We start from the raw sequence: 25,656 nt of genomic DNA on the forward strand, positions 1-25,656 counted from the left end.
GCTCCTACAGGAACAACGCGAGTCCGAACGCTGGGTCAGATCCCTTGCGGAATCTCTTCACCACCCAAGGCTTCGAACAACTCCGGCAGGAACTCGCCGAAGGTCAGCATCATCAGGGTAAAGCTGGCGTCCAGCTGGCCCAGCGCATCATCGCCGCCATCCTGTTCGGCCTGATCCTGCAGCAGGTCCTCGAATTTCAGGCGCTTGACGCTGAGTTTGTCGTCCAGCACGAAGGACAGCTTGTCCTGCCAGGCCAGCGACAGTTGCGTGACGACCTTGCCCGTGCTCAGGTGCAGCTGGATTTCGTCGCTGGTCAGGTCCTGACGCTTGCACTTCACAATGCCACCGTCTTCGTGGGTGTCGCGCAGTTCGCACTCGTCCAGCACGAAGAAGTTCTCGGCGGTCTGGCCGGTCTTGACCCATTCGGTCATCACGGCGGTCGGCGCGGTTTTCACGGTGACCGGACGCACCGGCAGCGAACCGACCACTTCACGCAGGGTCGACAGCAGGTCTTCGGCACGCTTGGGGCTGGAGGCGTTGACCAGAATCACGCCTTGCTTGGGCGCGACGGCGGCGAAAGTCATGGAACGACGAATGAAGGCGCGCGGCAGGAACGCCTGGATGATTTCATCCTTGAGCTGATCGCGTTCCTTCTTGTAGACCTTGCGCATTTGCTCGGTCTCGATCTCTTCGACTTTCTCCTTGAGTGCATCGTTGACGACGCTGCCCGGCAGAATGCGTTCTTCCTTGCGCGCTGCGATCAGCATGAAATCGCCGCTGACATGCACCAGCGGCGCGTCTTCGCCCTTGCCGAACGGGGCAATAAAACCGTAAGTGGTCAACTCCTGGCTGGCACAAGCACGTGCAGGCTTGGTCGCCAATGCGGTTTCCAGCGCCTCGGCGTCAAATGGCAGGTCCTGGGTCAGGCGATAGACAAGCAGGTTTTTGAACCACATGGGGTACATCTCTCCTTTATACAAAGGGGGGCATTATTCGCTGCCGCGACCGTGCGGCCAACCCTGATGTAAGCCTTTGGTTGGATTATAAAAATTATTTGAAAAAGTGCTTGCCAGAGGTTTGATCGCTCCGTAGAATGCGCGCCACACCGAGAGACAAGGGTGATTAGCTCAGCCGGGAGAGCATCTGCCTTACAAGCAGAGGGTCGGCGGTTCGATCCCGTCATCACCCACCACTCGTTGAAAGGTGTTACGCGCAGCGGTAGTTCAGTCGGTTAGAATACCGGCCTGTCACGCCGGGGGTCGCGGGTTCGAGTCCCGTCCGCTGCGCCATATTAAGTTTCGAGGCCCTTGAACTCCTCGAAACGACGAAGAAAGCGACCTTAAGGTCGCTTTTTTTGTGCCTGCGATTTGATGCCTTGGCGCATGTTGCAGGCGCGCTAGCCCGCGATTGCGCAGTGCCGACTTTCAGGGGCTGATCTGTCGCAATCGCGGGCAAGCGCGCTTCTACCAGACACGCCTATCCGGGTCGAACATCACTCCACGTCCACCTCGACCACATCGCCGTTCAATCGCGCCGGCCAGGTGCGCAGTTTCAACGAAGCATCTTCCAGGCAGGTGCCGTTTTCCAGACGGTAATGCTGCTTGTACAACGGCGACGCAATCACCAGATCGCCGCCAAGACTCCCGATCAAGCCACGTCCGATCACGTTGACGCCCGATACCGGGTCACGATTATCGACTGCGAACAGCTCTGGCGTGCCACTGATCGAAGCGACGTAAAACAGTGCCACCTGCGTATTGCCCACCAGGGCTACGACGCCGGAGTTGAGCACCAGATCATCACGCCCGCACACGGCGCGCCAGACCCGGCTCTGTGGAGCATCCAGCATCACTGCGTTGGCCTGACTCATCGTGCGGTCTCCTGGACGGGAATAAGGTTGAGTTCACTGGCTCTCGCCGGCCGCCGCTGGCTGCGTTCCTTGACGAAATGAATGTCGGGGTCGGCCGCCTTGTCATTGACGAACGTGCGAAAGCGTTTGAGTTTCTCCGGGCTTTTGAGCGCGTTCGCCCATTCACATTCATACCGATCGACCACCACTTGCATTTGCGCTTCCAGCTCGGCGGCCAGCCCCAGACTGTCGTCGATGACCACTGCCTTGAGGTAATCCAGTCCACCTTCCAGCGACTCGCGCCATACCGAGGTGCGTTGTAATTTGTCGGCGGTGCGGATGTAGAACATCAGCACACGGTCGATGTAGCGAATCAGCGTTTGGTCATCCAGGTCCGTGGCGAACAGCTCGGCGTGTCGCGGGCGCATGCCGCCGTTGCCGCACACATAGAGGTTCCAGCCGTTTTCGGTGGCGATCACGCCGATGTCCTTGCTCTGCGCTTCAGCGCATTCGCGGGTGCAACCGGAAACCGCGAATTTCAGTTTATGGGGCGAACGCAGGCCCTTGTAACGATCCTCGATGTTCAGCGCCATTTGCACACTGTCCTGCACGCCGTAGCGGCACCACGTGCTGCCGACGCAAGACTTCACCGTGCGTGTCGATTTGCCGTAGGCGTGTCCGGTTTCGAAGCCGGCCGCGATCAGCTCGGCCCAGATGTCCGGCAGCTCATGCAGCTGGGCGCCGAACAGGTCGATGCGCTGACCGCCGGTGATCTTGGTGTACAGATCGTATTTTTTCGCCACGGCGCCAATCGCCATCAGCCCCTGCGGGGTGATTTCGCCTGCTGGAATGCGCGGCACCACCGAATACGTGCCGTTCTTCTGCATATTGGCCATGAACGTGTCGTTGGTGTCCTGCAGCGGTACCAGTGACGGGTCCATGATCGGCTTGTTCCAGCACGAGGCGAGGATCGAGCCGATGACCGGCTTGCAGATGTCGCAGCCCACATGGCCTTTGCCATGACGCGCCAGCATGTCCTCGAAACTCTCGATCGTCTCGACCCGAGCGAAGGCGTACAGCTCTTGCCGCGTGAACGCAAAGTGTTCGCACAGGCTTTTGTCCACCGTAACCCCGCGCGCGGTCAGTTCGTGCTCGAACACGCTTTTGAGCAAGGCCGAGCAGCCGCCGCAGCCGGTGGCCGCCTTGGTGCACGCCTTGATCCCGGCAAGGTCGCTGCAGCCGCTGTCGATGGCCGAACAGATCGCGCCCTTGCTGACGTTATGGCACGAACAGATCGTGGCGGTCGCCGGCAAGGCGTCGGCACCCAGAGTGGGCGCGCCGTCGCTGTGGGGCAAAATCAGGCTCGACGGGTCGGCCGGCAGCTTGATGCCGTTCTGCGCGTATTGCAGCAGCGTGTCGTAATAACTGTTATCGCCCACCAGCACCGCACCCAGCACCTGTTTGCCGTCGGCGGACACCACGAGCCGGCGATAGGTGTGCGTGGCTTCATCGATAAAACGGTAGCTGCGCGCGCCGGTCAGTGCACCGTGGGCATCGCCGATGGAGCCCACGTCGACGCCCAGCAGCTTGAGTTTGGTCGACATGTCGGCGCCGAAGAACGGTTCAGCGTCCTGATCGCACAATTGCGCGGCGACATTGCGTGCCATCTGATAACCCGGCGCGACCAGGCCAAAAACGCTGCCGTTCCAGGCGGCGCATTCACCAATCGCGTAAATGTCGGCGTCACTGGTACGGCAGTGTTCGTCGATGTCGATGCCGCCCCGTGGACCCAGCGCCAGCTGGCACTGGCGGGCGAGGGCGTCTTGCGGACGGATGCCCGCGGAAAAGACGACCAGGTCGGTTTCGAGAAAGTCGTCACCGGCGAAATTCATGCGATAGCGGAAAGACTCGCCAGGCGTGATCGACTGGGTGGCGCGGGACAAATGCACGCCGACGCCCAGCGCTTCGATGCGTGCCTTGAGGGCTGCGCCGCCGAAATCGTCCAGCTGCACAGGCATCAGGCGCGGGGCGAACTCCACCACATGGGCTTCCAGACCGAGGGACTTCAGCGCATTGGCCGCCTCCAGGCCGAGCAGCCCGCCGCCGACCACGACCCCACGTCGGGCATGACGCGCGGCGGCGCGGATGGTGTCCAGGTCGTCCAGCGTGCGATAAACGAGTCGCGAGTCTCCCTCGGCGCCTTCGATGGGCGGCACGAACGGATAGGAGCCGGTCGCCAGCACCAGTTTGTCGTAGGTAAAACAACCTGCGGACGTGATCACTTCACGGCGCGCCCGATCGATTTCCAGCACCGGCACGCCCAGATGCAGCGTCAGTCCGGCTTGCTGATACAGCGCGGCATCACTGAGCGCCAGGGATTCGGCATCGCGACCGCCGAAATACTCGGACAGGTGAACGCGGTCGTAGGCGCGCTGGCCTTCCTCACCGAACACGTGAATGCGATAGCGCTCAAGGGCACCGGCGGCGATCAATTGCTCGACGCAGTGGTGACCAACCATTCCGTTGCCAACCACGATCAGTGTCTGCATATCGTCAAAAGGGGCGACTGTGGTGTTCATATCGAGTCCCGGCCTAAGCCAATCAGGTTTTTTGAAAGCAAAAAAAAGGCGCCCGGAACCTCTCGGTTCCAGGCGCCTTTGCCTGTTCTTTTAGGGGTTGTCGCTCGACCACAGTGTCGGCGCAACCTGATGAGCCCAATGCCGTGTGGGGCGGACGATCGTCATTGACCGACCAGGGCTGCCAACCACGCATTCAGGCTGGACTTGCAGGTGATCAAGCAATGGGTGTGCCAGTGCGTACGCCGCACGATGAGTGCAGGCGCGTGCCGCGTCACAGGATCTGCCGCGATACGGCGATCGGCCTGATCAAGGGCCTGTCAGGCTGACCGCGCTCACCGCTTTCACGACGGATTCTCCGCCGATCTCGGGACGCGCCACGCCTCTGCAACGGGAGGCATCTGGCACGCAAACGGTGCGCTTTCGTCCGGCCCGCCCCATTGCGAGGCTGAAATCCGCGGTTCTCTGGCCGGTTTGCTTCCACGCCGCAGCGCCCTGATCTCAGGCCACCCGCGCCGGTTCACCCGCCGATCGACCGCTCGAAAGCCTCCGCCCCCGTGCTGGCCTGTCCTTTGCAATTGCCAGCTGACAGGCAGTCAACGCCGATTGCCATCTTCACGACAAAGGCGCCGTGTGCTCTCCGCTCATCTGAACGGGAGAGAACAGGGCGTCTTTTTTTTGGCCTCGGGAAATGGTTATGGCGAGCAACAGCGTACGAAGTGTGTGTCCTTATTGCGGGGTGGGCTGCGGCATCGTCATGCAGGTCGAGAACAACCGCGTGATCAAGGTCACGGGTGACAAGGCGCATCCTGCCAATCGCGGCCGGTTATGCACCAAAGGCACCACCTGCGGCGAGGCGATTGCAGATTCGGGGCGCATGGACGCGGCCTACCTGCGCCGTCAGCGAGATGCCGACCCGGTACGCACCGACATGGACGCGGCGATCACCCAGACGGCGCTACGCCTGCGCAGGATCCTCGACCGCGATGGCCCCGATGCGTTGGCTTTTTATGTGTCGGGCCAGATGTCGCTTGAGGCGCAATACCTGGCGAACAAACTGGCCAAGGGCTTCGTGCGCACGTCGCGCATTGAGTCCAATTCGCGGCTGTGCATGGCCAGTGCGGGAAGCGGCTACAAGCTGTCGCTGGGGTCCGACGGGCCGCCGGGTTCCTACGACGACTTCGACCGGGCCGACCTGTTCTTTGTGACCGGCGCCAACATGGCGGACTGCCACCCGATCCTGTTCCTGCGCATGATGGATCGGGTCAAGGCCGGCGCGAAGTTGATCGTCGTCGATCCTCGCCGCAGCGCCACGGCAGACAAAGCGCATCTGTTTCTGCAGATCAGGCCCGGTACCGATCTGGCGCTGCTCAACGGCCTGCTTTATTTATTGAATGAAAACGGCGATGTCGATGCCGGTTTCATCGCGTCCTTCACCCAGGGCTGGGAGACGATGCCTGCGTTTCTGGCCGCGTACACGCCGGACAAAGTGGCGCAGATCACGGGCCTTGCCGAAGGCGACATTCGTCAGGCAGCGCGCATGATCGGTCAGGCGCCAGACTGGATGAGCTGCTGGACCATGGGGCTGAACCAGAGCACCCACGGCACCTGGAACACCAATGCACTGTGCAATCTGCATCTGGCGACCGGGGCGATCTGTCGTCCTGGCAGCGGTCCGTTCTCACTCACGGGTCAGCCCAATGCCATGGGCGGGCGGGAGATGGGCTACATGGGGCCGGGACTTCCCGGGCAGCGCTCGCTGCTGGTCGACGCCGATCGTGCATTCGTCGAACACCTCTGGGCGATACCGCAAGGCAGCCTGCGGCGTGAGCCTGGCGGCGGGACGATCGACCTGTTCGAACAGATGCGCGACGGCGCGATCAAGGCCTGCTGGATCATCTGTACCAACCCGGTGGCCAGCGTCGCCAACCGCACCACGGTGATCGAGGCGTTGCGGGCCGCCGAGCTGGTGATCACCCAGGATGCCTATCTCGACACGGAAACCAACCGCTACGCCGACATCCTCTTGCCCGGTGCGCTGTGGGCCGAAGGCGAAGGGGTGATGATCAATTCCGAACGCAACATGAGCCTGACCTGCAAGGCGGTCGATGCGCCGGGGCAGGCGCTGCCGGACTGGCAGATCATCGCCCGCGTGGCGTGCGAAATGGGTTTTGCCTCGGCGTTCAGCTACGGGTCGGCCGAGGAGGTGTTCGAGGAAATCAAGCGGGCGTGGAATCCGGATACCGGCTATGACATACGCGGCGCCAGTTATGCGCAACTGCGTGACCGACCGGTGCAATGGCCTTGCGCGCCTGATGCGCAGGGCACGCGCAATCCGCTGCGTTACCTCAACACCGGCGTCAGCCAGACGCTGAAAGTGGACGCGCAAGGCCAGCGCCCGGCCCTGGTTTTTCCCACCCTCGACGGCAAAGCAGTGTTCTTGCCGCGGCCCCACCTGCCGCCCGCCGAGATGCCGGACGCCACCTTCCCGTGGGTGCTCAACACCGGTCGTTTGCAGCATCAGTGGCATACGCTGACCAAGACCGGCAAGGTCGCGACGTTAAACAGGCTCAACCCGGGGCCTTTCATCGAGATTCACCCGCAAGACGCCGTTGCGCTGGGCGTGCGGGAAAAAGACGCGGTCGAGATCCGTTCGGCCCGTGGGCAGGCGATATTGCCCGCTCGGGTCACGGATCGCGTGCGGCCCGGCGAGTGTTTTGCGCCTTTTCACTGGAATGACGTGTACGGCGAGCACCTTGCGATCAACGCCGTGACCAGCGACGCCATCGACCCGATTTCACAGCAGCCTGAGTTCAAGTTCTGTGCGGTGGCGTTGCGCAAGATCGAGTTGATCGGTCATCGGTTCATCGACCTGGCGCAGGCCGATGCCGAGGGGCAGGGGCAAGCGCGGGAAGAGGCGCAGGAGCTGCTCGGCGAAGCACCGCTGCTCACGCTGTTGTGGGCCTCGCAGACCGGGAATGCCGAGGCGCTGGCCAAGCGGATCGGCGCGCTGTTGCGGGCAGGCGGTGTGTCGGTTCAGGTTTCGCCGATGGACAGTTTTCCGGTCGCCGCTTTGGCCCAGCGCTCCACTGTCGCGCTGATCACCAGCACGTTCGGCGATGGCGACCCGCCGGACAACGGGCAGGCGTTCTGGGCGTCGCTATGCGCCCTGGAGGAACGGCTGGAGTCGTTGCGTTACGCCGTGTTGGCGTTGGGCGATCAGAGCTATGAAACATTCTGTCAGCACGGCAAGAATCTGGATCAACGCCTGTCGGCACTGGGCGCGTCGGCGCTGATGCAGAGAATCGACTGCGACAGCGATTTCCAGCCGCAAGCCGAACGTTGGTTCGCAGCGTTGCAACAGGCGCTGGCGTTGGACGTTCCCCTTGCCACCTTAGGCGAGGGCGAGCAGCAGCCAGGCGATCAACCTTCGCGGACACGCCCGCACTCAGCTCGCTTGTCGATCAATCGTCGACTGAGCGCCGATGGCGCGAGCAAGGACACTCGCCAGTTCGCGCTGACGCTGGACGACTCGGGCATGACGTATGAGGCGGGCGATGCGCTGGGTGTCTGGCCGCGCAATTGCCCGGTGCTGGTGGACGAGGTGCTTGAACTGACCGGGCTTGAAGGCGACCGGCCGGTGCAAATCGCGGAGGCGGGTGATGTTTCGCTGCGGCAGGCGTTGACCGAGCGCTTTGAAATCGCGCGGCCGAACGCGGAGACGTTGGCGTTCATTGCCCGAAGCAGCGGCAACGAGGAGTTGAAAACCTTGCTCAGCGAACCGTTCAAGGATGAGCTGAAAAGCTGGTTGTGGGGGCGACAGCTGGCGGATGTCCTGCGCGAGTTTCCGCTTCGCGCGTCGGGGCAGGAACTGCTTGAGCACTTAAGGCCGCTGCAGCCTCGGCTGTACTCCATTGCATCCAGTTCAAAGGTGCATCCCGATGCGGTGCACCTCACTGTGTCGGCGGTGCGTTACGGCAAACGCAAGGGCGTCTCGTCGACCTTTCTGGCGGATCGGGCCGAGCAGGCTGAGGTGCCGATTTTCCTGCAACCGACGCAACACTTTCGCCCGCCGGCCGACGGCGATGTGCCCATGATCATGATCGGTCCCGGCACCGGCGTGGCGCCGTTTCGGGCCTTTCTTCAGGAGCGCCGGGCTCGCGGTGATCGCGGGCGCAACTGGCTGTTCTTCGGCGAGCAGCACGCGGCAACGGATTTCTATTACCGCGACGAATTCGAAGACCTGCAGCGTACCGGATTGCTGACGAACCTGAGCCTGGCGTTCTCCCGCGACCAGGCGGAAAAAATCTACGTCCAGCACCGCATTCGCCAGCACGGCGCCGAGCTCTGGCGCTGGTTACAGGACGGCGCGCGGATCTACATCTGCGGCGATGCCACGCACATGGCCAAGGATGTCGACCACGCCCTGCGCGACATCGTCAGCCAGCACGGCGGCGTGAGTCGCGAACGGGCCGCTGACTATCTGCGATCGCTGGCCCAGGAAAAGCGCTACCTGCGGGACGTGTATTAAGGCGTTGCACATCCGCCAGCGAGCAGATGCCCACCGCTCTGACCGGGAATGTAGCTGGCGACGCGCAAATCCGTAGGACCGGCTTCGGGCGGGAAGGCGTCGGTTTCCAAGTCGCAAAATGGATGGCGTGCACACAGGCCTCTTCCCGGCTAAAGCCGGTCCTACCGAGGCAGGGCGCAAATCCGTAGGGCCGGCTTCAGCCGGGAAGGCGTCGGTCGCGATATCGCAAAATGGATGTCGCACGCACGGGCCTCTTCCCGGCTAAAGCCGGTCCTACCGAGGCAGGGCGCAAATCCGTAGGGCCGGCTTCAGCCGGGAAGGCGTCGGTCGCGATATCGCAAAATGGATGTCGCGCGCGCGGACCTCTTCCCGGCTAAAGCCGGTCCTACCGACGCAGAGCGTAAAGCCGGTCCTACCGAGGCGACGCAAGGCGTAACGGTTATGGGACTGGCTACACCTCGTCCTACTGAGACGCTCAATAGCCCTGATCCCGGGCGATCTCTCCCAGCATGGCTTGGCCTTGCTGGTGACGGCGGATGTTTGCCAGCAGGACGTTGAACGCGCTGTCGGGCGAGGTGTTGGCGCCGATGTGTGGGGTCAGCCAGATGGCGGGGTGTTGCCAGAACGGATGGTCGGGGGCGGGCGGTTCGTCGTTCAGGACGTCGACGATCGCATGGCTCAATTGCCCGCTTGCCAGGGCATCCAGCAGGTCCCGTTCAATCAGATGGCCGCCGCGTCCGAGGTTGATCAATTGCGCGCCCTTGGGCATCGATGTGAAGGTGTTCGCGTTGAGAATCCCGCGCGTGTCATCAGTCAGTGGCAGCAGGCAGATCAGCACGTCGCACTGCGCCAGAAATGCCGGTAACCGATCGTTTCCCGCAAAGCAGCGCACACCTGGAAGGTCTTTTTCGGAGCGCGCCCAGCCGCTCAACTCGAAGCCGAACGGGCGCAGGCTCTCGAGCACGGCCGCGCCGAGATTGCCTAGGCCCATGACCCCGACGCGACGCTTCGTGGCCGGGACGAGCGGGTGCAGTTGCCACTGCCGTTCGCGCTGCTGTTGCAGGTACAGCGGGATCTGGCGATGCAGGCTCAGCACGGCGAAACAGGCGTACTCGATGATCCCCCTGGCGATGCCGGGGTCGAGCATGCGCACGACTTTGATGTGTTCGGGCAACTCGCCAAGGTCGAACTGATCCACGCCGGCCGAGGTGGCGAAAATCACCTCGAGACGGGGGAACTGTTCGTGCAGATTCTGCGGTGGCTGCCAGGCAGCGAAGTAACGCACCTGCGAGGGCTCTCCCGTGTCCGGCCACAGCCGTACGTCGATGTCCGGCGCATGTTGCCGGAACAGGGACAGCCAGGCAGGGCCGCGGGCGTCGTCGACTTTGAACAGCAAGGCCATGGGGTTCTCGCAAGCGCAGGGAAAGTCTGGTCACGATGCCAGAGGGCTGCGAAACAATCTTCCGAAAACGTCAGGGTCAGCGGAAGATTGCGCGCTTTTTCAGGCTCAGACCGCAGCGGCGATCGCTTTGCCGAGGGCTTCGGTGTTGCCGGTCCCGCCGATGTCGGCCGTCAGCGGCGCGTTTTCCGGGCCCATCGACAATACGCTTTCAATGGCGGCCAGTACGGCGGCCCCGGCCTCGGGATGGCCAAGGTGCTCAAGCATCATCGCGCCGCACCAGATCTGTCCGATCGGGTTGGCGATGCCCTTGCCGGCGATGTCGGGCGCCGAGCCATGCACCGGCTCGAACAGGCTCGGGAAGTTGCGTTCCGGGTTGATGTTCGCCGAGGGCGCAATGCCGATGGTGCCGGTACACGCAGGACCCAGGTCGGAAAGAATATCGCCGAACAGGTTGCTCGCCACCACGACGTCGAACCAGTCGGGGTGCAGCACGAAGTTCGCGGTGAGAATGTCGATGTGGTACTTGTCGACGTTCACGTCCGGGTATTGCTTGCCCATTTCGACCACGCGTTCGTCCCAGTAAGGCATGGTGATCGCAATGCCGTTGGATTTGGTCGCCGACGTCAGGTGCTTTTTCGGTCGGCTTTGCGCCAGGTCATAGGCGAACTTGAGGATGCGGTCGACGCCCACGCGGGTCATGACGGTTTCCTGCAGGACGATTTCCCGCTCGGTGCCAGGGAACATCTTGCCGCCGACGCTTGAGTACTCGCCTTCGGTGTTCTCGCGGACCACCCAGAAATCGATGTCGCCGGGCTTGCGATTGGCCAGTGGCGCCTTCACGCCGGGCATCAGGCGGCAGGGTCGCAGGTTGACGTACTGGTCGAATTCGCGACGGAACTGCAACAGCGAATCCCACAGCGAAATGTGATCCGGCACCACGTCGGGCCAGCCCACCGCGCCGAAGTAGATCGCGTCATACCCCTTGAGCACCTCGAACCAGTTGTCGGGCATCATTTTGCCGTGGGCCAGGTAGTAATCGGCGCTGGCGAAATCGAACCAGTCCCATTGCAAGTCCAGATCGTGGCGGGCGGCCACGGCGTCCAGCACGCGCACGCCTTCCGGCATGACCTCCTTGCCAATGCCGTCGCCGGGGATGACGGCGATTTTGTACCGGGCCTTGCTCATGGGTTCGACTCCTGGGTTGAGAGGCTGGGATTGAAAGCCAATGCCAGTGAGTGTATGCAGTGTTCTGGAATTAATAATTAGCCTTCAATGAAATCCATTCTTAGATTTGGGGAAAGAATCGATGAGCGCCATCGATGACCTGAGTTTCTTCCAGCAGGTGGCCAGCCGTGGCAGCCTGACCGAAGTGGCCCGTCAGTTGGGGTTATCGCTGCCGGCAGTGAGCAAGCGCTTGAGTCAACTCGAAGCTCGCCTCGGGGTGCAATTGATGCAGCGCACCACGCGCCGGCTTTCGCTGACGCCGGAAGGCACGCAGTACCTGGAAGGTGGCCGGCCCATCCTGCGCCAGCTTGAGGAATTGGAAAGCGCGCTCAACAGTCGTCAGCCGACACTGCGCGGGCGTCTGCGGATCAACGGCACGCTCGGTTTTGGCCGACGACATCTGGCGCCGGTGGTCTCGGAGTTCGCCCGGCTGCATCCGGAACTGGAGATTTCCCTGGAGCTCAGCAGTCAGCCGCCCAGCCTGCTGGACGACCAGTTCGACCTCGGCGTGTGGATGGGCGAGCCTCCCGATTCACGATTGATCGGCGTGCGATTGCTGGAGAATCCACGCATCCTCTGCGCGGCGCCCAGATACCTTGAAGCTATGCCTGAGCCGACCTGCGTGGCCGATCTTGCGCAGCACAACTGCATCGTTCTGCGCCAGTTCGGCAGTGATTACGCGATCTGGCGCTTTCACAAGGACGGTCGCGAATACGCACACAAAGTCAGAGGCACGCTGTCGAGCAACGATGGCGAAGTCGCCGTCGGCCTCGCACTGGAGGGGCACGGCCTGATTCTCCGATCGCGCTGGGACACGCAGGAACATCTGGATTCCGGGCGCCTGCGCGCGGTGCTGACCGATCATCAGGCGCCGCGTGGTGACATCTTCGTGGTGTACCCGCATCGTGCGCACATCCCGCAACGCATCTCGCTGTTCGTGCGATACCTGAGCCACGCGTTGAATCAGCGCCTGCCGTTTGCAGCCGTGCGACGGGACTGATGTCAACGCAGCCAAGGTTCAATTCCGGCATAACTTGAAGACATGTTCATCCTGACTATTGGTGCATTGCCCGCTGGCGTCATGCTCTTGTAACGTCCAGATGTCCCGCTCGGTCCAACAAAAAGAAAATCTGAGCAGCGCACGACAGTGCAGGGTGTCCTTCAGGTTTTTTGAGCTGCCGAATTAATCTACGTCCAGGATGATTTGCCATGAAAACCTTGTCTGTTGCTGCAGCTTTCGGTTCCGTCTTATCCCTGTTGAGTCTTTCGGTGGCGTGCGCGAGCAGTGCCTTGGCGGCTGGAGAGATCACCTTCGTTTCCCAAGGTGGCGCTTACCAGGAAGCCCAGACCAAAGCCATTCTGGACCCTGCCGCAAAGACCCTCGGCATGACCATCAAACAGGACAGCGCCCCCGATGCATGGCCGATGGTCAAGGCCATGGGCGATGCGAAAAAGCCCGTCTGGGACGTGATCGACACGCCGCCCTCCAACTGCGTTCGCGGTGGCAACGAAGGGCTGATCGAGCCGCTGGACCTGAGCAAGATGCCCAATGTGCAAAACATGCCGGCGCAATACCGCACGCCGTATTCGGTGGCTTACGAGTTCTATTCTTCGGTGATCGGTTACAACAAGAAGACCCTGAAGAAAATCCCGCAGACCTGGGCCGAATTCTGGGACGTGAAGAATTTCCCCGGCACCCGCGCGTTGCGCAACGACCCGATGAGCACGCTGGAGGCGGCATTACTCTCCGACGGCGTGCCGCGTGACAAGCTGTACCCGCTGGATGTCGACCGTGCCTACAAGCGGCTTGAGCAAATCAAGCCGAACATTGCCGTGTGGTGGACGTCCGGCGGCCAGTCGGCTCAGTTGCTCGCCGATGGCGAGGTCGACATGCTGATGATCTGGAACGGTCGCGCCAGTGCCGTGCAGAAGAGCAATCCCGACGTCGCCTTCACCTACAACGACGGCTTGTTGCAGAACACCCAGCTGTGCATCCTCAAAGACGCGCCGAACTACGCGGCCGCGGTGACGTTCATCAACGAAGCGCTGTCGCCCGAACTGCAGGCTAACCTGCCGCTGTACATCGATTACGGCCCCGGCAACCCTGCAGCCTTCGGCACCGGGAAGATCACCGAGCAACGGGCCAGGGAGCTGCCTAGCTCGCCGGACAACGCCGCCAGACAAGCCTTGATGTCCGAGGAATGGTGGGCATCGCCGGCCGGTATCGCGGCGAAGGATCGCTGGCTCAAGTTCGTTCAGTGACGGCGAGGTCCTTCGATGATCGATTACCTGATTCTGGGAGGCGGTTCGGCGGGCTGTGTGCTCGCCGCGCGGCTCTCGGAGGACCCGAACGTGCAGGTCTGCCTGATCGAAGCGGGGCGGGACATCTCGGCGCAGACCATGCCGCCGGCGATCCGCAGCCGCTATCCCGGTCGTGCCTATCTGGACGTGAGCAATATCTGGAAAAGTCTGACGGCGTTCATGGGCCTGCGGGCGAACGCTTCGCGGCGTTACGAGCAGGCGCGGATACTCGGCGGCGGCTCGGCGATCAATGCCTTGATGACCAACCGTGGTGCCCCCGCCGACTATGACGAATGGGAGACGCTTGGCGCCGACGGCTGGAACTGGGCCACCTGCCTGCCGTACTTTCGCAAGCTGGAAAACGACACGGATTTCAACGGACCGCCGCACGCAGCGCTTCATGGCAGCGATGGCCCGGTACGGATTCGTCGCACGCCCGCGCAGTTTCTGTCGCCGTTCGTCAATAAGGTGATTCAGGTCTTCGCCGCGCAAGGCCTGGCGCACAAGCCTGATCAGAATGGGCCGTGGGAAGATGGCACTTACGTCGGCGCCATCGGGGTCAGCGAGCAGGGCGAACGGATTCCCACCTCCGTGTGCTACCTGACCGACGAGGTGCGTCGGCGCAGCAATCTGACGCTGCGTACTCGCTGCGTGGTCGATCGCGTGCTGATCGAAGGCCGTCGCGCCGTCGGTGCCCGGATCATCAACGCAGCGGCACAGCGCGAATCCCTGATGGCGCGGCAGGTCATCCTCTGCGCGGGGGCCATTCACAGTCCGGCGATCCTGCTGCGCAGCGGCATCGGGCCGGCGCAGGATCTGCGTTCGCTGGGCATTCCTGTGGTCGCCGACCGGCCGGGCGTGGGTGGCAACCTGATGGAACATCCTTCGATCGCGGTTTCGGCGTTGCTGACCCGGCGTGGCCGGACACCGTTCCCTGAGGAACATCATGAGCAGGCCATCGTGCGGTTTTCTTCCGGCGTGGAAGGCGCCATGCCGGGCGACATGCACGGCGCGATCCTGTCGCGTTCAGGCTGGCATTCGATCGGTTATCGGTTGGGAACGATTTTTTTCTGGGTCAACAAATCCTTCTCCCGGGGCCGTCTGCGCCTGGCGTCCAGCGATCCCGTCGACGAGCCGCAGGTGAACTTCGAGATGCTCTCGGATCCTCGGGATCTGCAGCGGCTCAAGCAGGCGCTGCAATTTGGCGCGCGCGCGTTGTCGAGTGACGCGCTGCGTGACGAGCGCAGTGTGGTGTTCGCCTCCAGTTACTCGCCGCGGGTGGCGAAGGTCGCGATGCCGGGTCTGTTCAATGCCTTGCAGCGCGGCGTGTTGAGTGTGCTGCTGGATATCGCCGGTCCATTGCGGGCGCTGCTGGTTCATGGCCTGGTGACTCAGGGCGTGACCCTCAAGAAACTGCTGGCCGACGATCAGGCGCTGACTGAATTCGTGCAGCGCAACGTCGGTGGCACCTGGCATCCGTCCGGCACCTGTCGCATGGGGCGGGCGGATGATCCGCTTGCCGTGACCACCGGCGATGCACGGGTGATAGGCGTCGACGCCTTGCGGGTCTGCGATGCATCGCTGATGCCGTCGATCCCGTGCGCCAACACCAACGTGCCAACGATCATGATCGCCGAGCGCGTGGCGGATCTGATCAAGACGCCGGTGGCGCAGATGAGCGAGGCAGTCGCCCACCTGTAAGGCCTTTCACGGTACGCCGCGCGCCCGTGCAACCGGGCGCGCGGCTTGCCTCGCATCAGTGGCCCCAGCCCACGATTCCCTTGGTTTCCAGAAACGCTTCCAGTCCCCATTCGGCATATTCGCGGCCGTTGCCCGACTGCTTGTACCCGCCGAACGGCGCCGCCGGGTCCCACGCAGGATAGTTGACGTAGACGCTTCCGGCACGCATCTGCAGGGCGATGTCCCGCGCACGCTGCAGATCGGACGATTGCACATAGGCGGCGAGGCCGAACACGCTGTCGTTGGCCAGTTGCACCGCGTGCGCGTCATTTTCGTACGGCTGAATCACCAGCACCGGACCGAAAATCTCCTCCCGTGCAACGGTCATCTCCGGGCTGACATGGGCGAAAATCGTCGGCTGCACGTAGTAACCCGTCGGCAGATGCGCCGGCCGTCCGGTGCCTCCGCACACCAGTTGTGCACCTTCATCGATGCCGATGGCAATCATCCGCTGGATCGCGTCGAACTGCCGTTCGCTGATCACCGGACCCATCGTCGTGTGTGCCGCGGCAGGGGCGCCGGGCCGATGAGCGAGGGCGGCGCGTCGAGCGATTTCCACCGCGCGATCATGCAGCGCGGCAGGCACCAGCATCCGGGTCGGCGCATTGCACGACTGGCCGCTGTTGCCAAAACAGCTGTTCACACCGGCAGTCACAGCCGCCTCCAGATCAACGTCATCGAGCAGAATGTTCGCCGACTTGCCGCCCAGTTCCTGATGCACGCGCTTGACGGTCGGCGCGGCCAGGCGTGCGATCTCGACACCGGCACGGGTCGATCCGGTGAACGAGACCATGTCTACCTGCGGATGCGCTGCCAGCGCCGCGCCCACGCTCGGGCCGTCGCCATTGATCAGGTTGAACACGCCGGGCGGCACGCCAGCATCGTGCAGCACTTCGGCGAACAGCAGCGCGTTGATCGGTGCAATCTCGCTCGGCTTGAGCACCATCGTGCAGCCAGCGGCAAGGGCCGGCGCCACTTTGCAGACGATCTGGTTGATCGGCCAGTTCCAGGGCGTGATCAACGCCACCACACCCACAGCCTCCTGATTGATCAGCGTCGTGCCTCGGGTCTTCTGGAATTCGAACGTGTCGAGGGTGCGCAGCAGCTGTTCCAGGTGGAATTTGCCGATGCCGGCCTGCCAGTCGTGGGACAGCGACGTGGGCGCGCCGACTTCGCGAACGATGGCTTCGGCGATTTCGTCGTAACGTGCCATGAACCCGTCAAGGATGCGTTGCAGCAACTGTTTGCGCTCCCCGGGCGTCGTCCGTGCGAAGGCTGGAAAGGCGCGCCGCGCCGCTGCCACGGCGTCTTCGACATCGGCCAGATTGCCCATGGCGATCTCGCAGAATGGCTGTTCGGTCGCGGGGTCGATCACCGGCAGGCGGGTGTTGCCATGGGGTTCGACCCAGCGGCCATCGATATAAAATTTCAGGGCGTTATCCATATCAGCAACGGTCTCTTCGAAGAGGGGAAACGAGGGTGTGTGGCAGGGCAAACGAGGGTCGCGAGCCGGACACATTGGCTGGCAAGAGTAGGCTCGGTTTTTTTTCAGCGACAATTTACTAATAGTTGGATTGAGCATAATCTCAGGTCATGTCTAATTTACGTCGCAAACTCCCCAGCTCCAGTTCCCTGTTCGTCTTCGAAGCGGCCGCGCGATGTGGCAGTTTCACGCGGGCGGCCGATGAACTGTGTGTCAGTCAACCGGCCGTCAGCCGCATGTTGTCGCGCCTGGAAGAGCACCTGGGCGTGCAGCTGTTCGAACGCGTCCGGGGCGGCGCCCGACTGACCGACAGCGGCAGCATTCTGTATCGTCGGGTGCAGGAAGGCTTCAGCACCATCGAGTCGGCGATCAGTGAAATCGAAGCGCGCGCCACAGGCATCGAGACCGTGACGCTGTCGGTGTCCACAGCGTTCACCACGCATTGGCTGATGCCGCGTATGCGCCGCTTCAACGAACGGTTTCCCACGGTCGACATGCGCTATCAACTGATGTCGGGAAGGATCGGCGGGCCGTTGGTGGATGTCGATCTGGGGATGCGCTATCTGGAGTCCGGCAGCCTGAAACCCGCGGATTCACTGGTGATGCCGGAGATTGTCCTGCCGGTGTGCAACCCTCAATACCTGGCCGACGTGGTACAGGGCAAGGGTCGCAAGCGGGTACCGGCACTCATCAGCATGGACAATCAGGATCGCAGCTGGGCAGCCGCTTTCGAGACCGCGGGCCGGCCGGACAACACCCTGGTGTTCTCGGATTACGCGGTCGTCGTGCAGGCCGCGTTACTGGGGCAGGGCATTGCGCTGGGCTGGTTGAACGTCGTGTCCAACTCGCTCTGCAAAGGCGAGCTGGTCCCTGCCACGGATGCTGTCCGGGTCACGTCCCGACGCTGTTGTCTGGTGGTGCCGGGCAGTCGTCCAGTGCGTCCGGTGGTCGAACAGGTGCGCGACTGGATCATCGAAGAGATGCACGCCGATCTGCTCGCCATCGACGCGCTTTACCCGCATCTGAGTCTTGCCGCCGTCCTCAAGAACACCCCTTGAAACGCTCCTGAAAACCCGCTTGAGCACAGGTGCGGCACGTCGAGTAGAAAAACAGTAGGTTATGCCTTACGGGCAGGGCAAAACAGAATATTGCGCGAGAAGCGGGGCAGATAATGGGCCTGTCCAGCCCGTTTCACTCTCACGACTTTTCTTGCGGAGCGCCCTATGTCTTTCATGCAGTTCAAAGCCCTGACGTTCGACGTCGTCGGTACCCTGATCGATTTCGAAGCCGGGATCCTCGCCCATGTGCGCGAAGTGTCCGGCGAAGCCGGTAAAGCCTGCAGCGACGATGACATCCTCAAGGCCTATCGCGAAGCGCGCGCCTCCACGGATTCGGGCTGGTGGCCGGACGATCTGGAGCGCTGCTACCACGTCATCGCCGCCAAGCTGGGGCTGCCGGACAACGATGACTACGCCAAAGGCCTGGCTCAGTCGGTGAAAAATTTCCCGGCCTTCCCGGACTCGGTCGAAGCCCTCAAGCGCCTGCGTAAACATTTCAAGCTGGTCGCCACCACCAACTCGCAGATCTGGGCTCTCAACCACATGGCCGAGACGCTCGACCAGCCGTTCGACGTGCGCGTCACTGTCGACGATGTCCGTTTCGAAAAGCCCGATCCGCAGTTCTTCGCCTACACACGCGGCGTGCTGGCCTCGACGCAGGGCATTGTCTTCGAAGAAATCCTCCACGTTGCGCAAAGCCAGTATCACGACATCGGCGTGGCCATGCGCCTGGGTTACCAGACCTGCTGGATCGAGCGGCGCTTCGCCCAGAAAGGCACTGGCGGCACGCTGGAATCCGAACGTACTGAGCCGCACTACCATTTCACCTCGCTGGCGCAACTGGCCGACGCCGTGGAAAAAGAACTGGGTTGAACCCTGTCGGCGCTCGCGCCCGATCGCGAGCGCCATTCTTCCTGAGCCCAGAGGCTGGCATGACTGTTCAGAGCTTATGGGCGGCCACCGCCCAACCCGCACCGGCATTGCAATCGCTCGAAGGTGAACGGCAGTGTGACGTGGTGATCATCGGCGCCGGTTACACCGGTCTCTCGGCAGCCCGACACATCGCCGACAGTGGCCGCGAGCCGCTGATCGTCGACGCCAACACGCTCGCCTGGGGCGCCAGCGGGCGTAACGGCGGCGTGGTCTCGCCAAAATTCCGCGTAGGCTTTTCGGCCCTGATGGCGCGTTACGATCGCGACACCGCCTTGCACATGTACCGCACCGGTTACGCGGCCGTGGACAGCCTCGTGGAAACCGTTGAAACCCTGGGGCTGACCGATGCCAGCCTGCACATGGGCGGGCACATCGCCGCTGCGCACAACGTGCATGCACTGGCGGGCCTTGAAAGCACCGCCAACTGGATCAAGCGGGAAACCGGCGGCGCTTCATCGGTGATGATCCCGGCCGATCAGGTGCGGGAAATGACCGGCTCGACGATTTTTGCCGGTGGCCTGCTGACGCCCAAGGCCGGCGGTATCCATCCTTTGAATTACGCCCGTGGCATCGCCCGGCACCTGACGGATCGCGGGGTGAAGGTTTTCATCAACAGCGCGGCGCAGCGGGTGACTCACGAAGGCGATCGAGTGATCGTGCAGACGCCGCAAGGCCGCGTCAGCGCGCGTCAGGTGATCTATGCCACCAACGGTTATTCGGATCAGACCCGAGTCACCGACAGCCTGCATCGTCGGCTGATTCCGTTTCGCAGCGCGATCATCGCCACCGAGCCGCTGCCTGCCCATGTGCTTGCAACGCTGATGCCCGGCGGGCAGGTCTGTGGCGACACCAAACGCATGCTGCGCTGGTTCCGCGTGGTAGGTGACCGGCTGATCTTCGGCGGGCGCGGCGCGTTCGGAAAAAATGATTCAAGCAGCGCCTTCGACGACCTGCAGCGCAGCATGGCGGTGGTGTTCCCGATTTTGCGCGATTACAAGATCGCGTATCGCTGGTCGGGTCTGGTGGCGATGACCCTGGACTACCTTCCGCATGCCGGAAAACTCGACGAGCGCAGCTACTACGCCATCGGCTACAACGGCGGCGGGGTGGCGATGTCCACGTGGATGGGCAAGCAACTGTCGGCGATGACCGCCGGCGAAAACGTCGAGCTCGGCCTGCTGGCGGGCGACACGTTCAAACCCATTCCGCTGCATGCCTTCCGGGCCCCGGGCGTTCGCCTGGCGGCAGGCTGGCAGCAGTTCCTTGATGTCATCGGACGATGAGCGAGCACTCAGCACATGCCCCCGATTCTGCACTATTCACAGCCCCACACCGACCGCGACCTGCCTTGCGCCGCGTTCGCCCTGCAAGACGATCCGCTGGCGGCAGGGCGGGTGATCCATTTCCATGAGGCGCAGCAGGGATTCGTCACCGGCAGCAGCGTCAGTGTCGGTGCCAACCTGCTGATCGAGGATTTTCCCTGGGTTGAACTGGGGATCGTCGAGGCGGGCGAACTGAGGTTGCAAGGTGATGGATTCGACCTGCAACTGAGCGCCGGTGACTGCTTCGTCGTGCCTCGCGGCGTGCGGGTGCGCTGGCATCATCGCGGGCAGTTGCGGCGTCTGTTCATGGCCTTTCCGGGACTGCAGGCGTGTTCCGACATGCCCGCCATGCCGATCAAAATCGATCTGGGACGAACGCTTGCACCAAGCAATCCGCCCGCGGCCAGCGTGCTGTTGACGCCGGCGCCCAGGGCCTGGAGTGAGACGTTGTTCAGCGTGGCCAATCTGCGCATTGGTCTGTGGCAGTGCGAGGGTTATACCCGCAAGCAGGTTGAGCCGAGCTACAGCGAGCTGATGTTTATTCTCGACGGGGCGGTGACGCTGACCGCGCAAGGCGGTGACCGTCATTGCGTGCGTGCCGGGGAAACCGTTGTGGTGCCCAAAGGTGCGACCAATGCGTGGGTCAGCGAGGAGATCGTGCGCAAGGTGTTTTGCATTCTGGCGTGAAGGGCGTCCGATCAGGCATGGACCTTCGTCACCCATGGGGCTTACGGCCGGAGCGATCCGTTTCGCGACGCGCGGGTACAACCGTAGAGGGTCAAGGCCTTGATCATGTTTCGCGAATGAATGTGCTCCCGCTACAGCGTCAGGCAGAACCCAAAGAAAAAGGGCCAATCCAGGCCCTTTTCTGCAAAATCCAAAACCTCAAACCGCCCGCACAAGGCTCCTCAACGGCACCGTGCTCTTGACCACCGGGGACTTGATCACGATGTAGCTGAAGTACTTCTCGATGCCGATATTCTTGTCCAGGATCGATTCCATCAGTTCCTGATAATGCGCGATGCTGCTGCACAGGAAGCGCACCAGATAGTCATAGCCGCCGCTGATCAGATGGCATTCGAGCACTTCGTCGATGTTGCGGATGCTCGATTCGAATTTCACGAAGTCGGCGCGTTTGTGATCCGACAATGTCACTTCGGTGAAGACCGTTACCGAGTTGGCGAACTTGGCCAGGTTCACGTGTGCCTCGTACCCGCTGATGTAGCCAGCGGCTTCAAGTCGCTTGACCCGCTGCAGACAAGGGCTGGGTGACAGACCCACGGCTTCGGCGAGGCTGACGTTGGTCATGCGCCCGTCTTTCTGCAGTTGAACCAGGATGTTGATGTCGATACGGTCCAGCTTCGTTGCAGCGTCCATTGATCAGTCCTCGCAATGTCATATCCGGGCTGTCGGTCTCAGGCGTGCAATGCCTTTTGATGGGCATGGGCCAGGTCGGCAAGACTGGCGTATTCACAGCGCTTGCCATCCATTGCCTGAGGCGAATGGTTCCACGGCCGGTCATGGCCGCGGCGGAGTGTGCAGACCGGAAAGTCCACCCGGTCGGTCCACGGGTCGTCACTCTCGGTACTGCGCACCGGTAACAGCTCTGATCGTTCCAGACCCAGACGATGCAAGGCGTTAGCGAGGCTGGCATGCCAGTCGTCTGCGCCCGGCTCGATGATCGCGTCGAATTCGATGGGCAGACGCTTGCTCAGCGCCGTTGCATCGACCCCCTGGGGTGGGGCGATCAGTATCAATCGGTAAAACTTGCTCAGGTACTGAAGCGCACCCGGAGCGTCTTCGAAAATCGGCCACTGCGCCGAAGAGCTACTAAACGCAACACTTTCGTCCCAGCCGGGAATGATTTGCAATTGTTGCGCCACACGTTGGTAAAGCTGGCCATGGAATGCCGTGGCACTGACCTGAACCGGCGCTACAGCCAGCTCCTGCGCCACATGTCGGTAAGCACTGAGCAGTTGCGCGTCACTGGTGAGCGCCTCGCTTTGCACTGCCAGCGGTCGCAGCCCTTCAAGGATGCCCCGTTCGCGGTCAACCACAGTGGCGATGGACAGCCCGAGCGCTTTGTACTGGGTGACTTTCATGTTTTGCTCCTGAACAGCGCTGACGGTTCCCTGTGATGCAGCCTGAGCCCGAGCCTGCCAATGCAGGTCGGGCCGTGGGTATTGCCGTGTATCAGCAGGCCGCAGCCAATGCCTTGTCCAGCATCTGCAAGGCCTCTGCCACTTGCGCCGGCGTGGCCACCAGCGGTGCCAGGAAGCGCACCACGTTGCGATGCACGCCGCACTTGATCACCAGCAGACCGGCATTGCGCGCCTCATCGATGACCTTCTGCGCAAGGGCTGCATCCGGGCTCTGGCGAGCGTCGTCGGCCACCATTTCGATCGCCAGCATGAAGCCCAGACCGCGCACGTCACCGATGCGTGGATAGCGCTTTTGCAGCGCCTGCAGACCTTCGCGCAACTGCGTGGCAAGTGTTTCACCCTGGCTTAGCAGATCCTGCTTTTCGAACAGATCAAGGACCGCCAGCGCCGCAGCACAAGCGACTGCATTGCCGCCGTATGTGCCGCCGAGGCCGCCCGGTGTCGGGGCGTCCATGATGTCGGCGCGACCGACCACGCCTGACAGCGGCATCCCGCCGGCGAGGCTCTTGGCCACGGTCACCAGGTCCGGCTGAATGTCGGCGTGCTGGAAGCCGAACATTTTGCCGGTGCGACCAAAGCCTGCCTGTATTTCATCCAGAATCAGCACGATGCCGTGCTGGGTGCAGCGTTCACGCAGGGCCTGCAGGAAGGCTTTGGGTGCTGCAAGGAAACCGCCATCGCCCTGCACCGGTTCGATGATGATCGCAGCCACGCGATCGGGCGCGACGTCGGTGGCAAACAGCTCATCGAGTTCGGCCAGCGCATCGTCACTGCTCACTCCGCGATAGGCGTTGGGGTAAGTGGCGTGGTAGACCTCGGCGGGGAAGGGGCCGAAGTTCTGTTTGTAGGGCTGGCTCATGCCGGTCAGCGTCACGCCCAGCAGGGTGCGACCGTGGAAGCCGCCGCGGAAGGAGATGACGGCGGTGCGGTTGGTGTAACCGCGGGCAATCTTGATGGCGTTCTCGACCGCTTCCGCGCCGGAGGTGAACAGTACGCTTTTGTAATGTGCGTCACCGCCGATCATCGCGTTCAGCCGGGCCGCGACCTGGATATAGTTTTCGTAAGCGACGACCTGAAAGCTGGCGTGGGATATCTCACCGACCTGGCGGCGCACCGCTTCGACCACGTCAGGATGGTTGTGGCCGACATTGAGCACGCCGATCCCGCCCACGAAGTCCAGATATCGCTTGCCGTCGACATCCCACAGCTCGGCACCGTCGGCGCGCGCAGCGACCACCGGGTGAGCGGTGGCGATACCGCGCGGCACGTGTTGTTCGCGCAGGGCCAGCAAGCGCTGGTTTTCAGTCAGTGCAGAATTCATCTCGATCTCCGTGATTGCCAATAGGGCGGGTGATGCCATCAGCATAAGGACTGCCCGGAATCACAAGCGCTGAACTTGGGCTGGCCAGCGCTGTGATCGACTGTTTTGAGGGGGTGTTTCGGAATATTTCGCTGCGGGGTGTTTGTGGTAAGGCTCACACCCTTTGAGGCTGCCTGAAACTGCTGGAGGCGTGAGTGCGCTCGCGACGGGGTGTGTCGGATGAAAAGTGGTCATCAGGCAAGCCCAATTGAACAAGCTCACTCCTACAGGGATCGCTGCAACCACAGAATCTGTAGGAGCGTGCTTGCCCGCGAAGACCGGATTCCAGACGTTACATCTCCACGGCATGCACTGGCCTCTTCCCGGCTAAAGCCGGTCCTACGGAATCTGCGAGCTTTTCAAAGGACCGGCTTTAGATGCACCGGGCTGTTCTCGGCTAAAGCCGGTCCTACTGACGCTCGTAGGACCGGCTTCAGCCGGGAAGGCGTCGGGTGTTACGCCGTTGATCGAAGGGGCCTTGAAAGCAGCCGGCTCACGCCTACAGGTCTGGCCGCAGGTTCAACCCGTCGATCAAACCCCGGCGCGAGGTACGACGATGGTGTCTTCAGGATGCAGGCGCATCAGCATGGGCGAGCCGATGGGCGGCAGACTCATATTGCCCTCATGGTGGCTCGGCTGACGCAGGCTGACGGTCGGGCCGCCTTCGAGATCGACAAACACTTTCAGGCTCTCGCCCTGAAAGACGATGTCGGAAACCCGGCCCCGCAGACGGTTCCACTCAGGCCCGGAGCTTGCGTTGTCCAGCAGCAGCTTTTCCGATTGCAGGGCCAGGAAGACGTCACCCGAAGCAGGCACCGGCCGTGTGGTGCGCAGCGTGGTCGCGCCCAGGGTCAGGCCGTTGTCCGCGCCACGTTGCAGCGGCACCAGCGTGCTTTCGCCGATGAAGCTTGCGACGAAATCGTTGGCCGGATGATCGTGCAGGCGACGGGGCGTATCAACCTGCACCAGCTCACCGCCGCGCATGATCGCAATTCGGTCGCTCATGGTCAGGGCTTCGCGCTGGTCGTGAGTGACGTAAATCATCGTCGCGCCCAACCGCTTGTGCAGCGCGCGCAATTCGATCTGCATGATCTCGCGCAGCTGTTTGTCCAGCGCCGAGAGCGGCTCGTCCATCAGGATCAGTTTGGGCTCGAACACGATTGCCCGCGCCAGTGCGACCCGTTGCCGTTGCCCGCCCGACAGCGCCGCGATGTTGCGATCCTCATAACCGGACAGCTCGACCGTCGCCAGTGCGCTTTTTACGCGGTCGCGACTCTTGGCTGCACTTTCCCCGCGTGCGCGCAGTGGAAAGGCAACGTTTTCGCCCACGGTCATGTGTGGAAACAGCGCGTAGTTCTGAAACACCACACCGATCTCGCGCTTGTGCGGCGGCATCAGCGTGACGTCCCGCTCGCCGAAGAAAATGCTGCCGGAACTGACCCGGATGAAGCCGCCGAGGATGCTCAGCAAGGTGGTCTTGCCCGATCCCGATGGGCCGAGTAAGGACATGAACTCCCCGGCCTCGACCTTGAGGTCGACGTTGTTCAGCGCTTTCAGGCTGCCGTAGTGCTTGCACACCTTGTTGACGCTGACCGATTCAAAACCTTCAGTGAAATTCATGGAGCGTCCTCTTTGCAGAAGGGGTTGGCCCGAAAGATCTGCCTGTCATCTGAACACAGGCGCAGGCCCGGTTCGTGCCGTTTTGGGCCGCCGGA

Annotated in this window: 18 protein-coding genes and 2 tRNA genes; 10 read left to right on the top strand and 10 right to left on the bottom strand. The window is 62.4% G+C overall.

Going from position 1 to position 25,656, the window contains the following annotated elements:
* Positions 1-35 precede the first annotated feature (35 nt).
* Complete coding sequence (gene rdgC, locus BMZ10_RS15010) at positions 36-956, bottom strand: recombination-associated protein RdgC (RefSeq protein WP_093463655.1); 921 nt, start codon at positions 954-956, stop codon at positions 36-38.
* 160 nt (positions 957-1,116) lie between these two features.
* Here rdgC and BMZ10_RS15015 point away from each other — a divergent pair.
* Together BMZ10_RS15015 and BMZ10_RS15020 are read left to right on the top strand one after the other, a co-directional pair.
* Positions 1,117-1,192: transfer RNA gene (locus tag BMZ10_RS15015), tRNA-Val, on the top strand.
* Between the two features lie 20 nt (positions 1,193-1,212).
* Positions 1,213-1,289: transfer RNA gene (locus BMZ10_RS15020), tRNA-Asp, on the top strand.
* A 203-nt stretch (positions 1,290-1,492) separates the two neighbouring features.
* Here BMZ10_RS15020 and nirD read toward each other — a convergent pair.
* Together nirD and nirB are read right to left on the bottom strand one after the other, a co-directional pair.
* Positions 1,493-1,870 (bottom strand): nitrite reductase small subunit NirD, encoded by a 378-nt coding sequence (gene nirD / locus BMZ10_RS15025; RefSeq protein WP_093463658.1) that lies wholly within the window; start codon positions 1,868-1,870, stop codon positions 1,493-1,495.
* On the bottom strand, positions 1,867-4,428 hold the full coding sequence (gene nirB, locus BMZ10_RS15030) for a nitrite reductase large subunit NirB (RefSeq protein WP_093463661.1): 2,562 nt from the start codon (positions 4,426-4,428) through the stop codon (positions 1,867-1,869). The genes nirD and nirB overlap by 4 nt, the downstream gene beginning before the upstream one ends.
* Positions 4,429-5,122: 694 nt before the next feature.
* Here nirB and BMZ10_RS15035 point away from each other — a divergent pair.
* Positions 5,123-8,956, top strand: a complete 3,834-nt coding sequence (locus BMZ10_RS15035) for a bifunctional nitrate reductase/sulfite reductase flavoprotein subunit alpha (protein ID WP_093463664.1) — start codon at positions 5,123-5,125, stop codon at positions 8,954-8,956.
* Positions 8,957-9,431: 475 nt separating this feature from the next.
* Here the strand turns inward: BMZ10_RS15035 and BMZ10_RS15040 are convergent, their stop codons facing one another.
* Positions 9,432-10,358 carry a 2-hydroxyacid dehydrogenase gene (locus BMZ10_RS15040; RefSeq protein WP_093463667.1) on the bottom strand — a complete coding sequence of 309 codons (927 nt, stop codon included), beginning with the start codon at positions 10,356-10,358 and terminating at the stop codon, positions 9,432-9,434.
* 105 nt (positions 10,359-10,463) lie between these two features.
* Entirely contained in the window at positions 10,464-11,543 is a 1,080-nt protein-coding gene (locus BMZ10_RS15045; protein WP_093463670.1) for a tartrate dehydrogenase, read from the bottom strand.
* A 121-nt stretch (positions 11,544-11,664) separates the two neighbouring features.
* Here BMZ10_RS15045 and BMZ10_RS15050 point away from each other — a divergent pair, with 121 nt between their 5' ends.
* The 3 genes from BMZ10_RS15050 to BMZ10_RS15060 all read left to right on the top strand — a co-directional run bounded on the left by BMZ10_RS15050 (position 11,665) and on the right by BMZ10_RS15060 (position 15,584).
* Complete coding sequence (locus BMZ10_RS15050) at positions 11,665-12,582, top strand: LysR substrate-binding domain-containing protein (RefSeq protein ID WP_093463673.1); 918 nt, start codon at positions 11,665-11,667, stop codon at positions 12,580-12,582.
* Positions 12,583-12,791: 209 nt separating this feature from the next.
* Positions 12,792-13,844: an ABC transporter substrate-binding protein gene (locus tag BMZ10_RS15055; RefSeq protein ID WP_093463676.1), complete on the top strand. Its 1,053-nt coding sequence runs from the start codon at positions 12,792-12,794 to the stop codon at positions 13,842-13,844.
* A gap of 15 nt (positions 13,845-13,859) precedes the next feature.
* A complete protein-coding gene (locus BMZ10_RS15060) occupies positions 13,860-15,584 on the top strand; it encodes a GMC family oxidoreductase (RefSeq protein ID WP_093463679.1) in 1,725 nt (574 codons plus the stop codon).
* 55 nt (positions 15,585-15,639) lie between these two features.
* Here BMZ10_RS15060 and BMZ10_RS15065 read toward each other — a convergent pair whose 3' ends face one another.
* Positions 15,640-17,067, bottom strand: coding sequence for an aldehyde dehydrogenase family protein (locus BMZ10_RS15065; RefSeq protein WP_093463682.1), 1,428 nt, complete (start codon positions 17,065-17,067; stop codon positions 15,640-15,642).
* A 149-nt stretch (positions 17,068-17,216) separates the two neighbouring features.
* Here BMZ10_RS15065 and BMZ10_RS15070 point away from each other — a divergent pair, with 149 nt between their 5' ends.
* The 4 genes from BMZ10_RS15070 (at position 17,217) to BMZ10_RS15085 (ending at position 21,106) form a co-directional block, all read left to right on the top strand.
* Entirely contained in the window at positions 17,217-18,164 is a 948-nt protein-coding gene (locus BMZ10_RS15070; protein WP_093463685.1) for a LysR family transcriptional regulator, read from the top strand.
* 165 nt (positions 18,165-18,329) lie between these two features.
* A complete protein-coding gene (locus tag BMZ10_RS15075; RefSeq protein WP_093463688.1) occupies positions 18,330-19,037 on the top strand; it encodes an HAD-IA family hydrolase in 708 nt (235 codons plus the stop codon).
* A gap of 59 nt (positions 19,038-19,096) precedes the next feature.
* Positions 19,097-20,380: an NAD(P)/FAD-dependent oxidoreductase gene (locus BMZ10_RS15080; protein ID WP_177182130.1), complete on the top strand. Its 1,284-nt coding sequence runs from the start codon at positions 19,097-19,099 to the stop codon at positions 20,378-20,380.
* A gap of 15 nt (positions 20,381-20,395) precedes the next feature.
* Positions 20,396-21,106, top strand: coding sequence for a cupin domain-containing protein (locus BMZ10_RS15085; protein ID WP_093463691.1), 711 nt, complete (start codon positions 20,396-20,398; stop codon positions 21,104-21,106).
* A gap of 198 nt (positions 21,107-21,304) precedes the next feature.
* Here the strand turns inward: BMZ10_RS15085 and BMZ10_RS15090 are convergent, their stop codons facing one another.
* From BMZ10_RS15090 to BMZ10_RS15105, 4 genes are all read right to left on the bottom strand, one after another.
* Positions 21,305-21,796 (bottom strand): Lrp/AsnC family transcriptional regulator, encoded by a 492-nt coding sequence (locus BMZ10_RS15090; RefSeq protein WP_093463694.1) that lies wholly within the window; start codon positions 21,794-21,796, stop codon positions 21,305-21,307.
* 38 nt (positions 21,797-21,834) lie between these two features.
* Complete coding sequence (locus BMZ10_RS15095) at positions 21,835-22,521, bottom strand: HAD family hydrolase (protein ID WP_093463697.1); 687 nt, start codon at positions 22,519-22,521, stop codon at positions 21,835-21,837.
* A 91-nt stretch (positions 22,522-22,612) separates the two neighbouring features.
* On the bottom strand, positions 22,613-23,902 hold the full coding sequence (gene gabT / locus BMZ10_RS15100; protein WP_093463700.1) for a 4-aminobutyrate--2-oxoglutarate transaminase: 1,290 nt from the start codon (positions 23,900-23,902) through the stop codon (positions 22,613-22,615).
* Between the two features lie 570 nt (positions 23,903-24,472).
* Positions 24,473-25,561, bottom strand: coding sequence for an ABC transporter ATP-binding protein (locus BMZ10_RS15105; protein ID WP_093463703.1), 1,089 nt, complete (start codon positions 25,559-25,561; stop codon positions 24,473-24,475).
* Positions 25,562-25,656: the final 95 nt, after the last annotated feature.

Source organism: Pseudomonas sp. NFR16 (assembly GCF_900108875.1).
Lineage (GTDB): Bacteria > Pseudomonadota > Gammaproteobacteria > Pseudomonadales > Pseudomonadaceae > Aquipseudomonas.